This window comes from Streptomyces canus (assembly GCF_001514145.1).
Taxonomy (GTDB): domain Bacteria; phylum Actinomycetota; class Actinomycetes; order Streptomycetales; family Streptomycetaceae; genus Streptomyces; species Streptomyces canus.
The window spans coordinates 991,787-1,008,829 of record NZ_KQ948656.1; the positions used below are offsets into that span (position 1 = coordinate 991,787).

17 protein-coding genes are annotated in these 17,043 nt (G+C 71.7%); 6 read left to right on the forward strand and 11 right to left on the reverse strand.

All coding sequences use genetic code 11. The features are described from left to right. Positions 1 to 3: 3 nt before the first annotated feature. Both AQJ46_RS04430 and AQJ46_RS04435 read right to left on the reverse strand, forming a co-directional pair. Complete coding sequence (locus tag AQJ46_RS04430; protein WP_059204280.1) at positions 4 to 906, reverse strand: DUF3626 domain-containing protein; 903 nt, start codon at positions 904 to 906, stop codon at positions 4 to 6. A 70-nt stretch (positions 907 to 976) separates the two neighbouring features. Then, positions 977 to 1,984 (reverse strand): quinone oxidoreductase family protein, encoded by a 1,008-nt coding sequence (locus tag AQJ46_RS04435; RefSeq protein WP_059204281.1) that lies wholly within the window; start codon positions 1,982 to 1,984, stop codon positions 977 to 979. 151 nt (positions 1,985 to 2,135) lie between these two features. Between AQJ46_RS04435 and AQJ46_RS04440 the strand changes: the two genes are divergently transcribed. Further along, complete coding sequence (locus AQJ46_RS04440) at positions 2,136 to 2,723, forward strand: CGNR zinc finger domain-containing protein (RefSeq protein ID WP_059204282.1); 588 nt, start codon at positions 2,136 to 2,138, stop codon at positions 2,721 to 2,723. On the opposite strand, the gene AQJ46_RS04445 is transcribed toward AQJ46_RS04440, so the two are convergent. Continuing rightward, complete coding sequence (locus AQJ46_RS04445) at positions 2,687 to 3,997, reverse strand: erythromycin esterase family protein (RefSeq protein ID WP_059204283.1); 1,311 nt, start codon at positions 3,995 to 3,997, stop codon at positions 2,687 to 2,689. The two genes, AQJ46_RS04440 and AQJ46_RS04445, sit on opposite strands and share 37 nt — an antisense overlap. Positions 3,998 to 4,222: 225 nt before the next feature. On the opposite strand from AQJ46_RS04445, the gene AQJ46_RS04450 reads away from it, so the two are divergent. The 3 genes from AQJ46_RS04450 to AQJ46_RS04460 all read left to right on the forward strand — a co-directional run bounded on the left by AQJ46_RS04450 (position 4,223) and on the right by AQJ46_RS04460 (position 7,871). Next, complete coding sequence (locus AQJ46_RS04450; RefSeq protein WP_059204426.1) at positions 4,223 to 5,500, forward strand: FUSC family protein; 1,278 nt, start codon at positions 4,223 to 4,225, stop codon at positions 5,498 to 5,500. A gap of 35 nt (positions 5,501 to 5,535) precedes the next feature. Then, positions 5,536 to 6,558: a hypothetical protein gene (locus AQJ46_RS04455; protein ID WP_059204284.1), complete on the forward strand. Its 1,023-nt coding sequence runs from the start codon at positions 5,536 to 5,538 to the stop codon at positions 6,556 to 6,558. A gap of 92 nt (positions 6,559 to 6,650) precedes the next feature. Next, positions 6,651 to 7,871: a lactonase family protein gene (locus AQJ46_RS04460; protein WP_059204285.1), complete on the forward strand. Its 1,221-nt coding sequence runs from the start codon at positions 6,651 to 6,653 to the stop codon at positions 7,869 to 7,871. Here AQJ46_RS04460 and AQJ46_RS04465 read toward each other — a convergent pair. Beyond that, entirely contained in the window at positions 7,839 to 8,564 is a 726-nt protein-coding gene (locus AQJ46_RS04465) for a DUF2470 domain-containing protein (protein ID WP_059204286.1), read from the reverse strand. The two genes, AQJ46_RS04460 and AQJ46_RS04465, sit on opposite strands and share 33 nt — an antisense overlap. An 89-nt stretch (positions 8,565 to 8,653) precedes the next feature. After that, the gene (locus AQJ46_RS04470) at positions 8,654 to 9,262 is read right to left on the reverse strand and encodes a TetR/AcrR family transcriptional regulator (protein ID WP_059204287.1); all 609 of its coding nucleotides are present in this window, start codon (positions 9,260 to 9,262) and stop codon (positions 8,654 to 8,656) included. 107 nt (positions 9,263 to 9,369) lie between these two features. Between AQJ46_RS04470 and AQJ46_RS04475 the strand changes: the two genes are divergently transcribed. Continuing rightward, on the forward strand, positions 9,370 to 10,890 hold the full coding sequence (locus AQJ46_RS04475; RefSeq protein ID WP_059204288.1) for a cytochrome P450: 1,521 nt from the start codon (positions 9,370 to 9,372) through the stop codon (positions 10,888 to 10,890). On the opposite strand, the gene AQJ46_RS04480 is transcribed toward AQJ46_RS04475, so the two are convergent. Beyond that, the gene (locus AQJ46_RS04480; RefSeq protein WP_404828371.1) at positions 10,858 to 11,667 is read right to left on the reverse strand and encodes a pentapeptide repeat-containing protein; all 810 of its coding nucleotides are present in this window, start codon (positions 11,665 to 11,667) and stop codon (positions 10,858 to 10,860) included. The genes AQJ46_RS04475 and AQJ46_RS04480 overlap by 33 nt on opposite strands. 173 nt (positions 11,668 to 11,840) lie before the next feature. Here AQJ46_RS04480 and AQJ46_RS04485 point away from each other — a divergent pair, with 173 nt between their 5' ends. Next, positions 11,841 to 12,041 (forward strand): DUF5999 family protein, encoded by a 201-nt coding sequence (locus tag AQJ46_RS04485; RefSeq protein ID WP_059204290.1) that lies wholly within the window; start codon positions 11,841 to 11,843, stop codon positions 12,039 to 12,041. A 1-nt stretch (position 12,042) separates the two neighbouring features. On the opposite strand, the gene AQJ46_RS04490 is transcribed toward AQJ46_RS04485, so the two are convergent. The 5 genes from AQJ46_RS04490 to AQJ46_RS04510 form a co-directional block, all read right to left on the reverse strand. Continuing rightward, positions 12,043 to 12,648, reverse strand: a complete 606-nt coding sequence (locus tag AQJ46_RS04490) for an FxLYD domain-containing protein (protein ID WP_059204291.1) — start codon at positions 12,646 to 12,648, stop codon at positions 12,043 to 12,045. Between the two features lie 108 nt (positions 12,649 to 12,756). Beyond that, positions 12,757 to 14,058, reverse strand: a complete 1,302-nt coding sequence (locus AQJ46_RS04495; protein ID WP_059204292.1) for an alpha/beta fold hydrolase — start codon at positions 14,056 to 14,058, stop codon at positions 12,757 to 12,759. Between the two features lie 104 nt (positions 14,059 to 14,162). Continuing rightward, a complete protein-coding gene (locus AQJ46_RS04500) occupies positions 14,163 to 15,188 on the reverse strand; it encodes a LacI family DNA-binding transcriptional regulator (protein ID WP_057612911.1) in 1,026 nt (341 codons plus the stop codon). 80 nt (positions 15,189 to 15,268) lie between these two features. Further along, complete coding sequence (locus AQJ46_RS04505; RefSeq protein ID WP_059204293.1) at positions 15,269 to 16,693, reverse strand: BNR repeat-containing protein; 1,425 nt, start codon at positions 16,691 to 16,693, stop codon at positions 15,269 to 15,271. Between the two features lie 23 nt (positions 16,694 to 16,716). After that, positions 16,717 to 17,037 carry an L-rhamnose mutarotase gene (locus tag AQJ46_RS04510; protein WP_057612909.1) on the reverse strand — a complete coding sequence of 107 codons (321 nt, stop codon included), beginning with the start codon at positions 17,035 to 17,037 and terminating at the stop codon, positions 16,717 to 16,719. Positions 17,038 to 17,043 lie beyond the last annotated feature (6 nt).

Genomic DNA, 17,043 nt, shown 5'->3' on the forward strand with positions numbered 1-17,043 from the left:
CCCCTATCCTGCGCCGACGGAGTCGCCAGTTGCGCGAAGGGACCGCGCGCGTCGCCCCGCATGAGTCGTCGCCTCCGGCGCCCCGAAGCGGGCCAGCGTGTGCCAGACCATCTTCAGGTGCTGGAGTTCGTAGCGGCCCGTCCTGGCGGCGTCGCCGATGATGCGCGGGTCGACCACTCCGTCCTCGGCGATGCTCGCGCCCAGGTCGGCGTACTCCTGTCCGCGGTAGTCGGCGTGGCGGTGCAGCTCGGCCACGGTGATCCGGTAGCCGGAGTGCCACTCGACCGGGACGGAGAGCAGGTGTGCCGCCGCCTCGACGGGGGTGTTCCGGTAGCTCGCGTCCAGGACGAGGGCCTCCACATCGCGGGCCAGGTCCACGCCGCCGTGCACCTGGGCCTCGATGTAGTCGTTGAGGGCGTCCTGCTCGTCCGCCTCCGCGAGGGCGATCAGGGACATGCCCGCGGCGACCCCGAAGTGGACCGGCTCGGCGGCGCTGTCGGGGTAGCAGAAGGTGGCGCGGGCCAGCGGTTCGCCGGTCAGCCGGAAGTGCGAGGAGCCGAACCGCGGGGCCGCGCCCACCACTTGACGACGGAAGTTCAGCGCGCCGTACACAGGCCGGTCATGGGCGTCCGCGTCGTCGTAGGCGCCGCCGAAGATCCGGCTCTCCCAGCGCCAGCGGTCGCCGCCCGGGTGCGCGGTCAGCCCGCCGTTGCTCGTGCCGGTGACGAACTGCGAGTGATAGGCGCCGTCCTGGGCCAGGGCCTCCAGAAGGGGCAGGCCGCGCGCCACGCGGTCAGGGTGGAAGTTCAGCGTGATGCGCACGTCCGGGGCGACGGCCGGCCCCTCCGAGACGGCCGCCACATGGCTCAGCGCTGCCCGTGCTCGTGCCGACCCCACTGGATCCACCGGCGTCTCCTCACCCACGACTCACCCACGACTCTGCAAATGATCACCTGGCGAGGAGGACGCCCGCATCTCATTTGCCGAATTCCGGTCCGACCGAGAGCACGATCTTGCCGCGGTTGTCACGCCGTTCCAGCCGCTCGTGGGCGGCCCGCGCCTCTTCCAGCGGTACGACGGTCTCGATCGGCACGCGATAGCCGCCGGCGGCGACCCGGTCGGCAAGTTCCCGCAGGTCGGGGCGGGGGTCGTAGCCGTGGATCTGGAGGTTGGTGAGCTGGAAGCCGAGGATCGAGGCGTTCTTGGGATAGAAGTCGCGGGTGTCGACGGTGCTCGGCTCCAGGGCGACGTTGGCGAGGGCCACGACCCTCCCGCCGTGGCCCACTTCACGCAGACTGCGCCCGAAGGCCCGGCCGCCGACGGTGTCCAGGACGACGTCGGCGCCACGGCCGTCGGTGAGCCGGAGCACCTCCGCGACCTCGGCGTCGTCGGGGAAGGCAGAGGTGTCGACGGTGACGTCGGCGCCGAACTCCCCCGCCCAGGCGGCCTTCTCGGCCGAGCCGGCCAGGGCGATGACCCGCGCCCCCGCCTCGGCGGCGATCTGCACGGCCGCGGTGCCGACACCGCTCGCCGCCGCCTTCACCACCACGGTGTCGTCCTTGGAGACACGGGCGAGGTGCCGCACGCAGTACCAGGCACTGAGCCAGGCGATCGGCAGGGCGGCCGCCCGCGCCAGATCCACGCCCTCGGGGAGCACGACCACCTGGGTGGCGGAAACGGTCGCCAACTCGGCGTAGAACCCTGACGACTTGCCGCCGTCCAGGCCCATGACCCGCTGCCCTGGCGCGAAGTCGGTCACCCCCTCCCCCACCTCCACGACGACGCCCGCCGCCTCGGCGCCCGGGATGAGCGGCGGGTGTCCGGCGCGGTGGTAGAGGCCGGCGCGGAGCAGGGCGTCCGCCCGGTTCACCCCCGCCGCGGCGATCCGCACCAGCACCTCTCCGGGGCCCGGCACCGGGTCGGGGACGTCGACCGGCACCAGTACCTCGGGTCCGCCGAACCTGTCGATCCGCACCGCACGCATACCGCACCTGCTCTCTGCCCGGCCAACCGAGCGACTGACACCAGTTGAAGTGGTGTCGTGAAGTGAAGCCACCATCCGACACCCCCTCAACCGGTGTCAAGGGGGCTCGTCCACCGATCCGACACCCCATGAACCGGTGTACGCTCGTCGCATGACCGGCAGCCCCGCCCCCGCCGACCCGGCGCTCGCGTTCCCGTTCATCGGCGGCCGCCCCTGTCTGGACTTCGCGGCCACCCTCGGCAAACGGCACGCCACGCCGCTGGAGCGACTCCCCGACACCGCGGCCCTCGCGCGCTGGTTCACGGAGGCGGAACTGGCCACCGACGCGGGTGCGGTGCGGGTCACCCCTCGGGACCTGACGGACGCCCGCCTCCTGCGCGAGGCCCTGTACGGCCTGGTCCGCGCCGCGATGGCCGGCCGGGAGCCCGACCCGGCCGACATGGAGCGGGTCAACGCGGTCGCCGCCCAGCCGGATCTCGCGCCCCAGCTGGGTCCGGTCCGCTGGACGGCACGCAGTCCGGCCCGCGCGGCCCTGGCCACGGTGGCACGGGACGCCGTACTCCTGGTGCGGGGCCCGCTCCTGGAGCGCGTCAAGGAGTGCGAGAACCCGGACTGCTCCCTGCTGTTCCTGGACGATTCGCAGGCCCGCCGCCGCCGTTGGTGCTCGATGGACCGCTGCGGCAACCTCGCGAAGATCGCCGGCTACCGGTCCCGCAGCCGGGCGGCCGTCACCCGGTGAAGGTGGACCAGGATGTCGTGGGTGCGGGCCAGGGCGACGTCGTGCGGGCCGTCGGGGTAGGCGGTGCCGATCCGGTAGGTCGGGCGGGCCTGGCGGAGCCACGTGCGCGCCGGTGAGCCGACTGTCCGCAGATCGACCGCGTAGTCGCGGTACCTCACCCGGTCGAGAGTCCGCTCGTTGCTGCCGGGGGCGGCCGGGCCCACCGTCCAGCGCCGGACGGCGGTCTCGTCCTGGTCGGTGGCGTTGAACGAGCCCCGTTCGAAGGTCAGGCCGATGTTCACGTACGCCGCCCCCAGGCCGTCGCGCAGGAAGGCACCCTGCATCTTCGGGTAGGCGGGGTCGTAGCTCTCGTAGCCGACATGGGCGTCGTGCGCGGACAGCAGGACCTTTGTCCCGGTGTGCCGTTGCCACCAGAGCACGTTGGCGGCCATCGCCTGGTCGCGGTAGCGCATGGCCTCGGCGATCTGTCCGGGCTCCTCGAAGTCGAAGGCGTACTGGCGGGCGGTGCGGTCGATCGCCGTGGCGTCCTGGACGGTCCCCCCGTCGGCCCCCGTCCGCCTCACCAGCTCCAGCGCCTCACCGGTGCGTTCGGCCATCTCCCTGCGCTCGGCGTACGGCTTGCCGAGGTAGCTCTCGATGTACGTTCCCGTCGGCACGGTGGGCCGCAGCCCGCGGTACAGCCCGTTCAGGCGCTCGCCGGAGGCGGGGTCGGCAGCGGCCACACGGGCCACTACCTCGTCGTACACCTCGGGTCCGGTCCAGGCGGTGTCGTCGCCGATGAAGCGGACGGGGTCGGCGGGGTGGCGGATGTTGTACTCCCGCATCCACTCGACGAGCCGCAGATAGTCGGTGTTGTTCCACCACAGATAGTCGCGCTGGAACTCCTCTCGCATGATGCGCCGCGGGTCTCCCTTGCCGTACACCACGTAGTCGTCGAGCCGCAGTCCGGTGCTCCAGGGGGCCTCCAGGGCGAAGGTGCGAAAGCCCTTCTTCTCGACGAGGTGGCGGAAGAGTCGGTCCTTGAGGGCGAAGAAGTCGTGCGAGCTGTGCGTGGCCTCACCGACACCGACGACCTCGGCGTCGGCGATCATCCGGTCGAGAGGGCGCAGATCGCGGGTGTCGCCGCCGGGTTCGACGGTTCGCAGGGGGTGCCCGGCCCGGTCGAGGGTCTCCACGACGGTCGGGGCCGGTGCCCGGGTCGTCGCCGCCGCCGGCGCGACCGTGCCGAGGATGACGATCAGGGTCAGGATGGTCGAGGTCCGTTTCCAGGTCATCGCTCCACGCTTTCGCCCCCGACCGGCCGCGGGCCATCCGGCGGTCCACCGTCGGCGCCGGGGGTTTTCCCCAGGTATCGACCGAGGTCGTGCCGGGTGTCCGCCGTCACTGCCCCGGCCCCTTGCCGTCAAACGGCCGCACCCCACAATGGGGGCACGCTTGCGGACAGTTACGGTCCGCAAGGAGTGCACCGGACGCCTATGTGGAAGAGGAACACACTGAGGATGCGAGATGTACGTGAGTGGACGGCGTCCCTGGTGCGGTTTGTGAAGCGGCACCGGGACCCTGTCGTCGTGCAGACGCTGCGGTCGGCGGGCGCGGCGACGATCGCGTACGTCATCGCGCTGCGGCTCAGCCCCGAATCGGCGCCGCTCACGGCTCCCCTGACCGCGCTGCTGGTCGTGCAGGTCACCCTCTACTCCACGCTGACCACCGGCATCCGCCGGGTGAACTCCGTGGTGACCGGAGTCCTCGTCGCCATCGCCTTCAGTCTGCTGGTGGGTCTGACCTGGTGGAGCCTGGCCCTGCTGATCGTGGCGTCGCTGGTGGTCGGACGGCTGGTGCGGGTCGAGGAGTTCGTGCCCGAGGTGGCGATCAGCGCGATGCTGGTGCTCGGGGTGACGACCGTCGGGGACACCGCCTGGGCGCGCGTGGTGGAGACGCTGATCGGCGCGGTCGTCGGCCTCGCCTGCAATCTGCTGCTCGCTCCCCCGGTGTGGGTGGGCGAGGCGGGCGAGTCGATCGAGGGGCTTGCCCGCCGGCTGCGGAAGCTGATGCTGCGGATCGGCGAGGAGGCCGCGGGCCGTACGCCCGTGGAGCTGGCGACGGCCCGGCTGTACGAGGCGCGCGAGCTCGACCACGACATCGTCGAGGTGGACGCGGCCCTCCGGCAGGCCGAGGACAGTCTCAAACTGAACCCCAGGGTGAAGGAGGGTCTGCTGCACCGGGTGGTGCTGCGCACCGGCCTGGACACCCTGGAGATCTGCACGGTCGTGCTGCGGGTCCTCGCCCGCACCCTCACCGACCTCGCGAAGCAACGCGACCCCTTCGCCGACGAGCCCTACGCGATCGACGAGGGACAGGCTCCCGACCCGCTGTTCGGGCCCGAGACCGGCCGTACGGTGGAGCAGTTGCTGTCGGAGATCGGCGACGCCGTGGTCAGCTTCGCGGTCCTGGTCACCACCCATGTCAGCGTGAGCGCCGAGTCCGCGGAGGCCCGGCTCACCGCCGAGCTGCGCCAGGCCACGGCGACCCGCGACAAACTGGCCCAGCTGCTGCTGGAGGAGATCCAGCGCGACTCCCGCCACTGGCAGCTGCACGGCGCCGTCCTCACCGAGGTCAACCGCATCCTCGACGAGCTCGACACCGAGCACCGCTCCCGCCGCCTGCTGGAGGAGCTGGACCGGGCCGCCCGCGAGCAGCGCGAGCGGATGCCGCGTCTGACCCGGCTCCAGGAGCGGTGGCGCGGGAACCGCCCGGTGCTCTCCCGTCGTTCCAGGTGAGGTAGCCACATCGAGCAGACACAGGGGGCGGGCCGATGACCGGCACGAGCGTGCGGATCGACGGGAACACACTGCGGCTGCCGGGCGGTGCGGCGGTGCGGTTCGTCCGTACCCTGCGGCTGCCCGAGACGGGCACGCATCCGCTGCCGCCGGGGCTCGGCGAGTTCCCGGTGCGCCGCGTCTCCGACTACCCCGACACCGTGCCGGAGCGGTGGCGGGCCCGCGGCGGGGTGATGCTGCCGGCGTATCTGCGCGAGGCGATGTGGCTGAGCTTCGGCAGCACCACCGAGCCCGCCGCCCTCCAGGTCGGGGTGGGCAAGGTGTGCGCGGTCTCCGGGAAGCCCTGGAGCGACCGGCTCACCCGTGACCCCCAGAACTACGTGGTCCTGCCCCGCCAGCCGTGGCTGGACGGCATCAACTCCGGCAAGGGGACGGTCCGCCAGTTCGTCGCGGTGCCGCTCGGACTGGGCGCGACCGTCGAGGGGCAGGTCACGGGCGAGGAGGTGTGGGGCGGCGTCCAGCTGCAGTCCTTCCCGCTGGCCGAGGAGCGGCTGGCCGAGTGGCGGGAGGCGCAGCGGCGGCTGCGGTCGGTGAGCAGGCCCGCGATGGGCTACGGCGCTGCCGTACCCATGGCGATGGCCGCGCCTGCCGCTCCGGCGGGGGCGCCCCGCAGCGCTCCGGCGATGGGACTCGGCGTCGGCGGTTCCATGCGCCAGGAGGTCTACCGCGACGACCGGCCGCTGTCGGACTGGGCGGAGACACCGGCCGGCCGGGTGTTCGTGCACCTGGTGACACCGCCCGAGTGGCGCCGCATCACCGGCGAGGCTCCCCCGCCGTCGCCCGTGGACCGCGCCGCGTACACCAACGCGGGGTTGCCCTGGTTCGACTACTACGACCAGGACGCGGAGGACCTCGCCCCGACGGACCCGCTGGAGGGCGTGAAGCCGGTCGGTGACTGGCTCGGGGACGATCACGAGCCCTGGCAGCCGCCGGGATCGCACCAGGTCAAGAAGCTGGGGGACGCACCGGGCAAGCCGGTCGAGGACGGCGACTGGTAGCGGGCCGCGGGGGCTCGGGTTGCACGGGGCGCGTGATCCGGGTGAAGGTGGCTGTCACGACCGCGACGATCGATCACCCGGGGTGCGCAGGGATGGGCAGTGCGAACGGCGGCTGCAGCAGGCGCGGCTTCGTCGGCGTTCTCGCGGGAGCCGCCTCGGGACTCGTCGGCTGCTCGACGTCATCCGGATCGTCGTCGGCGTCGGTGCCCTCGCGGACTCCCGGCTCCCCCGGGGCTGCTGTCTCACCGAGCCCGGCGAAGACACCGTCCGCTCCGGCTCCGACCGGCCCCCGCCCCCTCTACCTCGGCACCTACACGTCCGCCGAGGGCGGCGGCAACGGCATCGGCGTCGCCAGGTACGACCCGGACAGCGGGCGTATCACCGGCACCGGCACGATCACGGGCGTCACCAACCCCTCGTATCTCGCGCTGCACCCCGACGGCCGCACGCTGTACGCGGTCGACGAGCAGGACGCCGGTGCCGTGACCGCCGTACGCCTGTCCGACCGCAAGGTCCTGGGGAGCCGCGGCACCGGCGGGGCGGGACCGTGTCATCTCTCGGTGCATCCGGGCGGCCGCTGGCTACTCAGCGCGAACTACGGCTCCGGCAGTGTGGCCGTGCATCCGATCGACTCCTCGGGAGCGCTCGGCGAGCGCAGGGACACGGTCACGCACTCCAGTCCGGCGCCGGGGCCCGGCCAGGAGGGTCCGCACGCCCACCAGTTCCTCACCAGTCCCGACGGCGGCCATGTGCTCGCCGTCGACCTGGGCACGGACACGGTCTACAGCTATCGCCTGAACGAACGGACCGGCGCTCTCACGGAGGTCTCGCAGGCGCACACCCGGGCCGGTGCCGGACCGCGCCATCTCACCTTCCATCCCGGGGGCCGGTACGCCTACCTGGCCAACGAGGCCGACGACACGGTGGCGGTCTGCGCCTACGACCGCAGGACCGGCCGCCTCTCCGTCGGGGCGGCGCAGTCCACGGGAACGGGCTCGGGCACGAACTACCCGGCACAGCTGCTGGTCACCGCGAACGGCTCCTACGCCTATCTCGCCAACCGGGGCCACAACAGCCTCACGCGCTACGCGGTGGAGGCGGACGGCGCCCGGCTCCGGCTGCTCGACACGGTTGCGGTGAACGGCGACTTCCCGCGGCAGATCGCCTTCTCGCCGGACGGGACCCTGCTGTTCGCGGCGAACCAGAGGTCCAGCACGGTCAGCGTGTTCCACGTGGACACGACGAGCGGTGAACTGCGGCGCGCCGGCGAGCCGTTCGCCTCACCCGTCGCGGTCTGTGCGCTGCCGCTGTAGGGCACGCGGGCAGGACGCGGCGCTCGCCTGGGTCAGCAGGACGTGCATGCGTTCCGTCAGCTGGGCCACGTCGTCGGCGGGCGCGTGGAAGGGCAGGCGTACGTCGCCGTGGGCGCGGGCGCGCTCGATGCGCAGCGTCAGTCCGTGCCGGTCCACGGCGAGGGGCTGGACGCGGACCGCGCCGTGCAGGCTGTCGGCGTCGACGAGCCGGGTGAGCCGCTCGACCGCGTCCGGGTGGCAGTCGGCGAGGTGGGTGAGCAGCCGGGCCTCGGCCGTGGCGAGCGGGTCGGGCGCGGCGGCGGCGAACTCGCCGAGGTCGACGACCACCGCGCCGGACGGCAGGCGCAGCACCACTCGCGTGGTCGTGAACTCCAGCCGGCCGCCCACGGGGACGAACCAGCCGGCGATCCACAGCCGGGCGCGGATACGGCTGCGCACGGGGACGGGTGCCACGTCGGCGAACTCCAGGACGGCGGACGGCTCGCCGCGGGGCGCGCAGATCGCGGCCGCGACCAGGGTGCTGGCCTCGGGCACGTCCAGTGTCACCCGCCCGTCCTCGGCGACGGTGTGCGCGCCGACGAACTCCTCGCGGCCGCCCTCGGCGGTCACCGCGCAGGACCACGAGGCGGCGAGCACCGACCGGGCGTGTTCCGCCGCGGAAGGCGCGGCCGTCCAGGTTTGGCTGTCACCCATCCATTGCCTCCTAAGGTAAGCCTTGCCTAACCTATCGAAGATCGGCGACGAAGCCAACCGTGGGATGCGTGACGGACGCGCACCTTCGGTCAGGGCCTGAGAACGCCGAGCAAGGCCCGTGCGCACAGATCGCGCACCTGTTCCCGAGAAAGGTCCGAGCCCCTCAACCACTCCAGACACACGGCCGTGGTGAAGGCCAGCCAGCCGCGGACGGCCAGCGAGAGGTCGGGGCGCTCTTCGGCCTGGGCCCCGAACTCCGGATCCGCGGCCAGCGCCGCCAGGATCTGCCGCTCCTGCGCGGCCAGCGCCCGCTGGTAGACCTTGCGGACGGACTGGTCCCCGGCGGCATCGGCACGGTGAAAGGCGCGGTAGCCGTGCGCGTGCGCCGACACGTACTCCAGATAGGTGTCCAGCCCGGCGGTGAGCTGCTCGCGCACGGGGATGCCGGGCACGGCCGCGGTCATGGCCAGCATCCGACCGCTCTCGCGCTCCACGACCGCCGCGAAGAAGTCCCGCTTCGTCGGGAAGTAGTGGTAGAGCAGCCCGCGCGAGACACCGGCGATCTCCGCGACCTGCTCGATCCACACCTCGTCGTACGGGCTCTCCGAGAACAGCCTCGCCCCCACCGACAGAAGCTGCTCGCGGCGCTCCTCGGTGCTGAGCCTGCGGCGCGTGCGCTCGCCCTGCTTCCCGGCCATGCCCGCACTTTACTTGACGTCGGTTCAACAACGGGATCAGACTGAGGCGCGTTATTGAACCCACGTACAACGCGCTCAACTGCCGCTGGATCAAGGGAGATCTCGTCATGGCGGAGACGACGACAAGGGCCGCGGAGCCGAGGGGTTTCCGCAGTGCCGAGCTGGGCTGGCCGGAGCTGCACCGCATTCCGCACCCGCCGCGCCGACTCCCCCTGCTCGGTGACGTCCTCGGCGTCAACCGGGCCACCCCGCTCCAGGACTCCCTGCGCTTCGCTCGCCAATTGGGGCCGATCTACCGGCGCAAGGCGTTCAACAGGGAGTTCGTGTTCGTCTGGGGTGCCGATCTGGTGGCGGATCTGGCGGACGAGTCACGGTTCGCGAAGCATGTCGGTCTGGGGGTCGCCAATCTGCGGCCGGTCGCCGGCGACGGGCTGTTCACCGCGTACAACCACGAGCCGAACTGGCAGCTGGCACACGACGTGCTGGCACCGGGCTTCAGCCGCGAGGCGATGGAGGCCTACCACCCGATGATGCTGGCCGTCGCCGGGCGGCTGACGGACCACTGGGACCGCGAGCAGGCGGCGGGCCGGTCGGTGGACGTCCCCGGCGACATGACCAAGCTGACCCTGGAGACCATCGCGCGGACCGGGTTCGGCCATGACTTCGGCTCCTTCGAACGGGACCGGCCGCATCCCTTCGTGACGGCCATGGTGGGCACCCTGACCTACGCGCAGCGCCTCAACTCCGTGCCCTTCCCGGCTCTTCTACGGCGTGCCGCGCAGCGCAACGCGGACGACATCGCCTACCTCAACCGCATGGTCGACGACCTGGTCAGTACCCGGCGCGCGGCGGGCGGGGACGGCGATCTGCTGGACCGGATGCTGGAGACGGCCCACCCGGAGACCGGTGAGCGGCTGTCGCCGGAGAACGTCCGCCGGCAGGTCATCACCTTCCTGGTGGCCGGTCACGAGACGACGTCGGGCGCGCTCTCCTTCGCCCTGCACTACCTGTCCCGACACCCCGAGGTCGCGGCACGCGCGCGGGCAGAGGTGGACCGCGTCTGGGGCTCGGCCGCCGTGCCGGGGTACGACCAGGTGGCGAAGCTGCGGTACGTGCGCCGGGTGCTGGACGAGTCGCTGCGGCTGTGGCCCACGGCACCCGCGTTCGCCCGGGAGGCCGTCCAGGACACGGTGCTGGCCGGACGGCACCCGATGCGCCGCGGGGCGTGGACGCTGGTGCTCACGCCGATGCTGCAGCGCGACCCCGAGGTGTGGGGCGCCGACGCCGAGCGGTTCGATCCGGACCGCTTCGACCCCAAGGCCGTACGCTCGCGTCCCCCGCATGTCTTCAAGCCGTTCGGGACCGGGGCCCGGGCCTGCATCGGGCGGCAGTTCGCGCTCCACGAGGCCACGCTGGTGCTCGGTCTGCTGCTGCGCCGCTACGAGCTGCGGGCCGACCCCGGCTACCGGCTCAGCGTGACCGAGCGGCTGACGCTGATGCCGGAGAGGCTGCGGCTGCACTTGGAACGGCGGGCGGGCAGTGGCGCTACGGCCGCCCCCGTGGCGGATCCCGACGAGGCCCCGGCCGCCTCGGAGTCACGCTGTCCAGTGTCCAGGGCGGGTGACTGAGTCCGGCAGCCGGGTGCCGGCGCCGCCCCGGGCCGCGTTCAGCTGGGGCTGGGTGAGGAAGAAGGCGCCCGTAAGGTCTGCGTCCGTCAGGTCGGCGTCGCGCAGATCGGCACCGATCAGATCCGCGCCGCGCAGGTCGGCGCCGGTGAGGTCGGCCGCTATGAGGTAGGCGCCACGAAGGGTGGCTCCGCGCAGGTCGGCGCCCTTCAGACGGGCGCCCATCAGGTCCGCGCCCCGGCGGTTCCTCTTCCTGTTCGCGGCGCCGAATCCGGCCCGCACCAGCTCACTGGTCCTCAGCAGAAGGACGTTGACCTTCTGCCGGTGCGCGGGGACGTCCAGCGCGGCGAGGTCTTCTGCGGTCCCCCGGGTGAGCGCGTCGGTCCGCTCCAGCATGCGGCGCAGGTCGGCGTGGACCGGGCGGGCGGCGGGCAGGGTGAGTGCCTCGGTGAGATACCAGAGCAACTCGTGCAGTTGGCGCACGACCGGGAAGACGTCGAACATGCGGCGGGCGTCCTCGCGCGGGCCGGTACGCCAGTCCCGGCCGCCGAAGGTGACCTGCGAGACCTTCTGTCCGGCGCCGAAGCAGTCGTAGACCGTGCATCCGGTGTATCCCTCGACGCGCAGCTTCGCGTGGATGCCGCACCGGTGGTCGTCCCGGAGGTTCGGGCAGGGTGTGCCGGCCGGCTTGTCGCGGGCGAAGTCCGCGGAGGCGGTGAAGGGCAGGGCCACACAGCACAGGCCGAAGCACCGCGCGCAGTCGCCGCTGAGGTCGGTCATTTGTTCTTGCATCGCCGCCAGCGTAACGGGCCCGCCGACCGGCCGACCTGACGAGAACTCACCGATGAGATTCCGGCGATGTGGGGGTCTCCTCATCCAGCGGAAAACAAGCTCGGCTACCACAGAGATATCGGCCGAACCGAGGCAGGAGCCGAACGCATCGAGGAGATGTCATGTGCAGCCACCAGCCCCAGTGCCCCACCGCCGACAGCCCCTGTCACCACACCGCGGTGATCGTCTCGGCCCATCCCGAACAGGGCTGGAGCCTGCTGTGCAACGGCACCATCGTCTTCGACGACACCGGTGAACTCCTGCCGGACGGAAGGGTCGTGAGCCCGCACCGCACACCCGGCGCGCTGGCCACGGCCGCCTGAGTCAATACCGCTGCGCCTTCGCCAGCTTGGGCGTCAGCACCGGCTCGGTGGGCTTGCGGCTGACGGCGACCGGCTGCGCCTTCTGCCCCGGATCGAGGTCCTCGGCGCCGACGTACCGGGTCTCCACCGCCTTGCCGGACGAGTCGAGGAAGTCGACCTGGACGGCGTACGAGGCCGTCTTGTCGGTCTTGTTGGTGATGGTGACGACGACGGCGAGCAGACCGCCGGTCTCGGAGCGCGGCTTGCCGGTCATGGTGACGTCGGACATCGCGTTGCCCGCTCCGTCGACCTTGGCGAGCTCGGTTCGCGCGGCCTTGTTGGCCCGCTCCACCTCCGCGGAGACGGAGGCCTCGAAGGAGGAGGCGGCAGCCGAGGCGGACGCGACCCGCTTCGAGGCCTCGGCCCGCACCGAGGCCTCGGCGGACGCGAGCGCGGAGGCCGCGTTGCCGGAGAAGGACGCCGTGTCCGGGGCCGTGGGCGTGGCGGAGGACGTCGACGAACCGCCGGAGTCGTCGTCGCAGGCCGTCAGGGCGAGCGCGCTCGCGGCGGCCAGGGCCACGGCGAGGGCGGCGATCCGGGACCGTCCGTGGGGTGACGGTGTGCTCATCGACTGACATCCTCTCGACTCCGGCGTCGACACCTGGCCGAAATGAACCTTATGCCGGAATCGAGAGTGCGGCATGTCGCCGCCCACGGGCCGCCCGGGTGTCCGGGGTCAGGCCTCCTCACGGGCGAGGGCGAGCAGCCGGTCCAGGACGCGGGGGCCGCCCGCGCGGACTCCGTCGTGCTCGAACTCGTCCGTCACCCAGGTGCGCAGACCGCGGATCGCGCGGGCGGTCTCGAGGGAGTGGGCCGTGTCGACGTACATGTCGTCGTGGTAGACGGCGGCGGCGACCGGGACCTCGTTGGCGGCCAGGCGCGCCGGGTCGTACAGGGGCTGCCAGTCGGTGCGGGCGGCGAGGAGCTCGGCGGTCTCGCGCAGCGGGCGCAGGGCCGGGTCGCAGTCGAACAGCCAGGGGTGGATGGACTCGCCGGTGAACAGCAACGGCTCGTCGCCCGCGAGGGCCTTGGCCGCGTCGAACTGGGGGAACTCGGCGCGTACCCGTTCGGCCGACCAGGCGGTGGGTCGCTCGCCCTGGCCGTAGGTGGCCTCGTGGACAAGGGCGTAGAGAGGGTGGGGCGCGTAGGAGAGGAGGCCCTGGACCTCTTCCTGGAACGCGTCGGAGAGCTCCGGGCCCTGCGGGGTGCGGACGAAGGCGTGCTCCAGCAGGTAGTGCAGCCGGTGACTGCCCTCGCCGCCGCCGAGGAGGATGCCGAGGGACTGGAAGGCCTCGACCGTCAGGCGGTAGCCGTTCGGCAGGGTGACGTCGCGGGTGAGGAGATGGTCGGCGATACGGCGGGCCCGTTCGACGTCCTGCGGATAGCGGGCGTAGTGCGCGGCGACCTTCCGCTCCACGCGCGGGTAGGCGGCCCGGTAGACGTCGTCGGCGTGGCCGTCGAGGGAGGGCAGACCGCCGGTGATGAGGGCGGCGGCGAGCCCCTCGGGGGCGAGGGACAGATAGGTCGTGGCGCAGAAACCGCCGAAGCTCTGGCCGAGGACGGTCCAGGGGGCGCCGCCGGTCACCTGGGCGCGGATCGCCTCGCAGTCACGGACGATGGAGTCGGCGCGGAAGCGGGCCAGGTAGTCGGCCTGTGGCGCGGGGCCGCCGCGCAGCGGGAGCGTCTGGCGGTTGGCCGGTGTGGAGTGGCCGGTGCCGCGCTGGTCGAGCAGGAGGACGCGGAACTCCTTCAGGGCCCGGCCGAACCAGGCCCCCTTGCCGACGAATCGGTTCGCCCCGAAACCCGGGCCGCCCTGGAGATAGACCAGCCACGGCAGGTTCTGGCCCGCCTTGTCGCTCGCTACGGCCTCGCGGGCGTAGAGCTCGATCGTCTCCCCGGCCGGGTCGTCGTGGTCGAGGGGGACGGTGAAGCGGCGGTCGGTGAGGACGAGGCCGGGCTGGCGGTAGGTCGCGGTCAACAGGGCTCCCGGGACGGACGGACATTCTGTGGACGCGTCCCAGTTCAGCACATGTTCGTCCGCCGTCCGACCCCTTCGATCATGAAATCTTACTGACTCCCGGGTCAGCGGGCGGCCAGGCTGGAGCGCCGCACCACCAGTTCGGGCTGGAGCACCACCCGGCGGTGGTCGTGCCGCTTGCCAGTGGTCTCCGCCTCCGTCTCCTCCAGCAGCAGTTCGGCGGCCAGGGCGCCCATGGTGACGGCGGGCTGCCGGACCGAGGTGAGGGGGACGGCCGCGGCGGCGGCGAACTCGATGTCGTCGTAGCCGACGATGGCGAGGTCGTCGGGGACCGTGATCCCCGCCGCGTACATGGCCTGCAGGACGCCGAGGGCAAGCAGGTCGTTGGCGCAGAACACGGCGGTCGGGCGGTCGGCGAGGCCGAGGAGACGGGCGCCGGCGTCCCGGCCCGCGGCCACGTCGAGCCGTTCGGTGGGCAGCTCGCGCAGGTTGTCTGGGCCCAGGCCCGCCTCGGCCAGCGCGTTGAGGGCGCCGGTGCGGCGGTCGCGGACCTGGTTGAGGCCGGGCGGGCCGCTGACGTAGGCGATGGAGCGGTGACCGGCGTCCACGAGGTGGCGGACGGCCAGGGCGCCGCCGGCGACGTCGTCGACGGAGACCGAGCACTCGGTGGTGCCCTCGGCGACCCGGTCGACGAGGACGAAGGGGATGCCGTGGCGGCGGAAGGAGTCGATGTTGCGACCGGAGGCGTCGGTCGGGGTGAGCAGGACGCCCCGGACCCGCTGCTCCGCGAAGAGGGACAGGTACTCCGCCTCCTCGCTCGCGCTCTGGGCGCTGTTGCAGACCATCACGCCGAGGCCGTCCTCACGGGCGGCCCGTTCGGCGCCGCGCGCGACGTCGACGAAGAAGGGGTTGCCCATGTCGAGCACGAGCAGACCCATGATCCGGCTGCGGCCCGCGCGCAGCTGACGCGCGGACTCGCTGCGGACATAGCCGAGCCGGTCTATCGCGGACAGGACGCGCGCCCGGGTCTCGGTGGCGACGGAGTCCGGACGATTGATGACGTTCGAGACCGTGCCGACGGAGACTCCGGCGGCGCGGGCGACGTCCTTGATACCCACCGACTGGGCCATCGGGCAGGGACCTCCAGGAAGACGGGGGGCGACAGGACGACCTTCACATTATCGTCGAGTCGCCCCCACACCGGTCACGATCAGGCAGGCAGTGCGAAGTCGACGACGTGGAGCGCCGAGGGGGTCGTACCGCTCGACTTCTCCTGGTACATGAACGACAGCACGTTGCTCTGCGCGACCCGCGTCTCGTCGATCACGACCTCGCCGAAGGCGTTGAGGCCGCTGCCGTCGAACAGGACCGTCCAGTCGGTGTACCCGGACGCCTTGGAGGCGCCTGCGATCCGGCCGAACGGGAAGATCGCGTAGGCGTTGTCGTACTTGTCCAGGATCAGTTTGGTGCGCTGGCTGGAGCCGAGCACGACCGGTATCTCGGTCTTCTGCCAGGTGCCCGAGGAGTTCTTGCGGACGTGGAAGGCGCGGCCGTTGGCGGTGCGGTCGGAGACGTAGTTCGTGGTGCACTGCCCGAAGCGGCCGGGGACGTAACTGATGATCGCGTGCGGCAGGCCCGAGGAGTCCGTGGACTGGCTCTCCTGGTTCATCAGGGAGTGGTCCGGGTTCAGCGCGTCGATGACCAAGCCGCTGTCGGTGACGGCGACCTTGTCGGAGCCACCGGTGGTGCCGACGACGGTGCCGGCGTTGTTGCGCCAGGTGCGGCCGCGGTCGTCGGAGTAGACGTAACCGGTGTCGTGGTTGGTGATGCCGCCGCTGGAGCACATCACGGCGCCGTTCTGCTCGCGCCAGGTGAAGAAGGAGTGCAGCCGGCCGTTCTTGTCGTAGTCGATGCCGTGCAGGTACATGTTGCGGGCCGTCGAGGAGCCGTGCTCGCTGGTGTAGGTGCCGGTGGAGGCGGACCACTCGCCGAGGTTGGTCCAGGTCGAACCGTCGTACTCCGCCAGGGCGTTGCGGCCGTTGCCGGATATCCCGACCCGGTAGCTGAGCTGGAGCTTGCCGTCGGGGGTGGAGACGAACTGCGGGTAGGTGAACTGCGACGTGAGGGCCAGGCCGTCCAGGGTGGGCTGGGGTGCGCCGAACCGGGCCGCGGTCCAGCTCAGTCCTGACGGGTTGTCCATGAGGCCGGCGACCGACTTGACGTAGGTGAAGCCGTCGCTGTGCGAGTCCATGTTGAGGTGGAGGCGGCCGTCCACCTTGGAGACGCCCATGGAGATGACATTGTGGGAGTCGCTGGTCTTGAGGGTGTGTCCGACCTGGACGGTGGACCAGGTGCTCCCCCCGAGGACGCGGCGGCCGACGACGGCGTTCTTGTCGGCGGTGTACCAGACGGCGTACTGATAGCCCTTGTAGGTCAGCAGGCCGTTCTTCTGGAACGAGTTGTTGTTGACGAGGCCGTCGTAGGAGACGAAGAAGACTGCCTGGCTGTCGAGCGTGGTGGTGCCGGTCCGGGTGACGGAGGGACCGGGGTCGGCGGCGCGGGCGGTGCCGCCGGTGAGCGCGGTGGTGGACATGGCGGACACGATGGCACCTGCCAGCAGTGTGCGTCTTCTCATGGTGCGGCTCCTGATGGGGAAGGTCAGGCGAGGTGGAACACCTCGGTGAGCGGTTTCATCGCCTCGTCCGGGCGGGCTCCGTCGAGGGACTCGAAGAATTCGCCCATCTCGGCCTGCCAGCGGGCGTTGACCGCGGTGGCTTCCATACCGGCCTTGGCGGCCTCGAAGTCCTCGGTCTCCAGGTAGCCGACGAGCAGGCCGTCGTCGCGCAGGAAGAGCGAGTAGTTGTGCCAGCCGGTGGCCGAGAGTGCTTCGAGCATCTCCGGCCACACGGCGGCGTGTCGTTCGCGGTACTCGGCGAGCTTGTCCTGACGGACCTTGAGGAGGAAACAGACGCGCTGCATGAAGTA

Bases quoted from the DNA above. Each gene is read 5' to 3' on its own strand.
- AQJ46_RS04435 (WP_059204281.1), bottom strand. From the start codon at position 1,984: ATGCGTGCGGTGCGGATCGACAGGTTCGGCGGACCCGAGGTACTGGTG.
- AQJ46_RS04440 (WP_059204282.1), top strand. From the start codon at position 2,136: ATGACCGGCAGCCCCGCCCCCGCCGACCCGGCGCTCGCGTTCCCGTTC.
- AQJ46_RS04445 (WP_059204283.1), bottom strand. From the start codon at position 3,997: ATGACCTGGAAACGGACCTCGACCATCCTGACCCTGATCGTCATCCTC.
- AQJ46_RS04450 (WP_059204426.1), top strand. From the start codon at position 4,223: ATGCGAGATGTACGTGAGTGGACGGCGTCCCTGGTGCGGTTTGTGAAG.
- AQJ46_RS04455 (WP_059204284.1), top strand. From the start codon at position 5,536: ATGACCGGCACGAGCGTGCGGATCGACGGGAACACACTGCGGCTGCCG.
- AQJ46_RS04460 (WP_059204285.1), top strand. From the start codon at position 6,651: ATGGGCAGTGCGAACGGCGGCTGCAGCAGGCGCGGCTTCGTCGGCGTT.
- AQJ46_RS04465 (WP_059204286.1), bottom strand. From the start codon at position 8,564: ATGGGTGACAGCCAAACCTGGACGGCCGCGCCTTCCGCGGCGGAACAC.
- AQJ46_RS04470 (WP_059204287.1), bottom strand. From the start codon at position 9,262: ATGGCCGGGAAGCAGGGCGAGCGCACGCGCCGCAGGCTCAGCACCGAG.
- AQJ46_RS04475 (WP_059204288.1), top strand. From the start codon at position 9,370: ATGGCGGAGACGACGACAAGGGCCGCGGAGCCGAGGGGTTTCCGCAGT.
- AQJ46_RS04480 (WP_404828371.1), bottom strand. From the start codon at position 11,667: ATGACCGACCTCAGCGGCGACTGCGCGCGGTGCTTCGGCCTGTGCTGT.
- AQJ46_RS04485 (WP_059204290.1), top strand. From the start codon at position 11,841: ATGTGCAGCCACCAGCCCCAGTGCCCCACCGCCGACAGCCCCTGTCAC.
- AQJ46_RS04490 (WP_059204291.1), bottom strand. From the start codon at position 12,648: ATGAGCACACCGTCACCCCACGGACGGTCCCGGATCGCCGCCCTCGCC.
- AQJ46_RS04500 (WP_057612911.1), bottom strand. From the start codon at position 15,188: ATGGCCCAGTCGGTGGGTATCAAGGACGTCGCCCGCGCCGCCGGAGTC.
- AQJ46_RS04505 (WP_059204293.1), bottom strand. From the start codon at position 16,693: ATGAGAAGACGCACACTGCTGGCAGGTGCCATCGTGTCCGCCATGTCC.
- AQJ46_RS04510 (WP_057612909.1), bottom strand. From the start codon at position 17,037: ATGCAGCGCGTCTGTTTCCTCCTCAAGGTCCGTCAGGACAAGCTCGCC.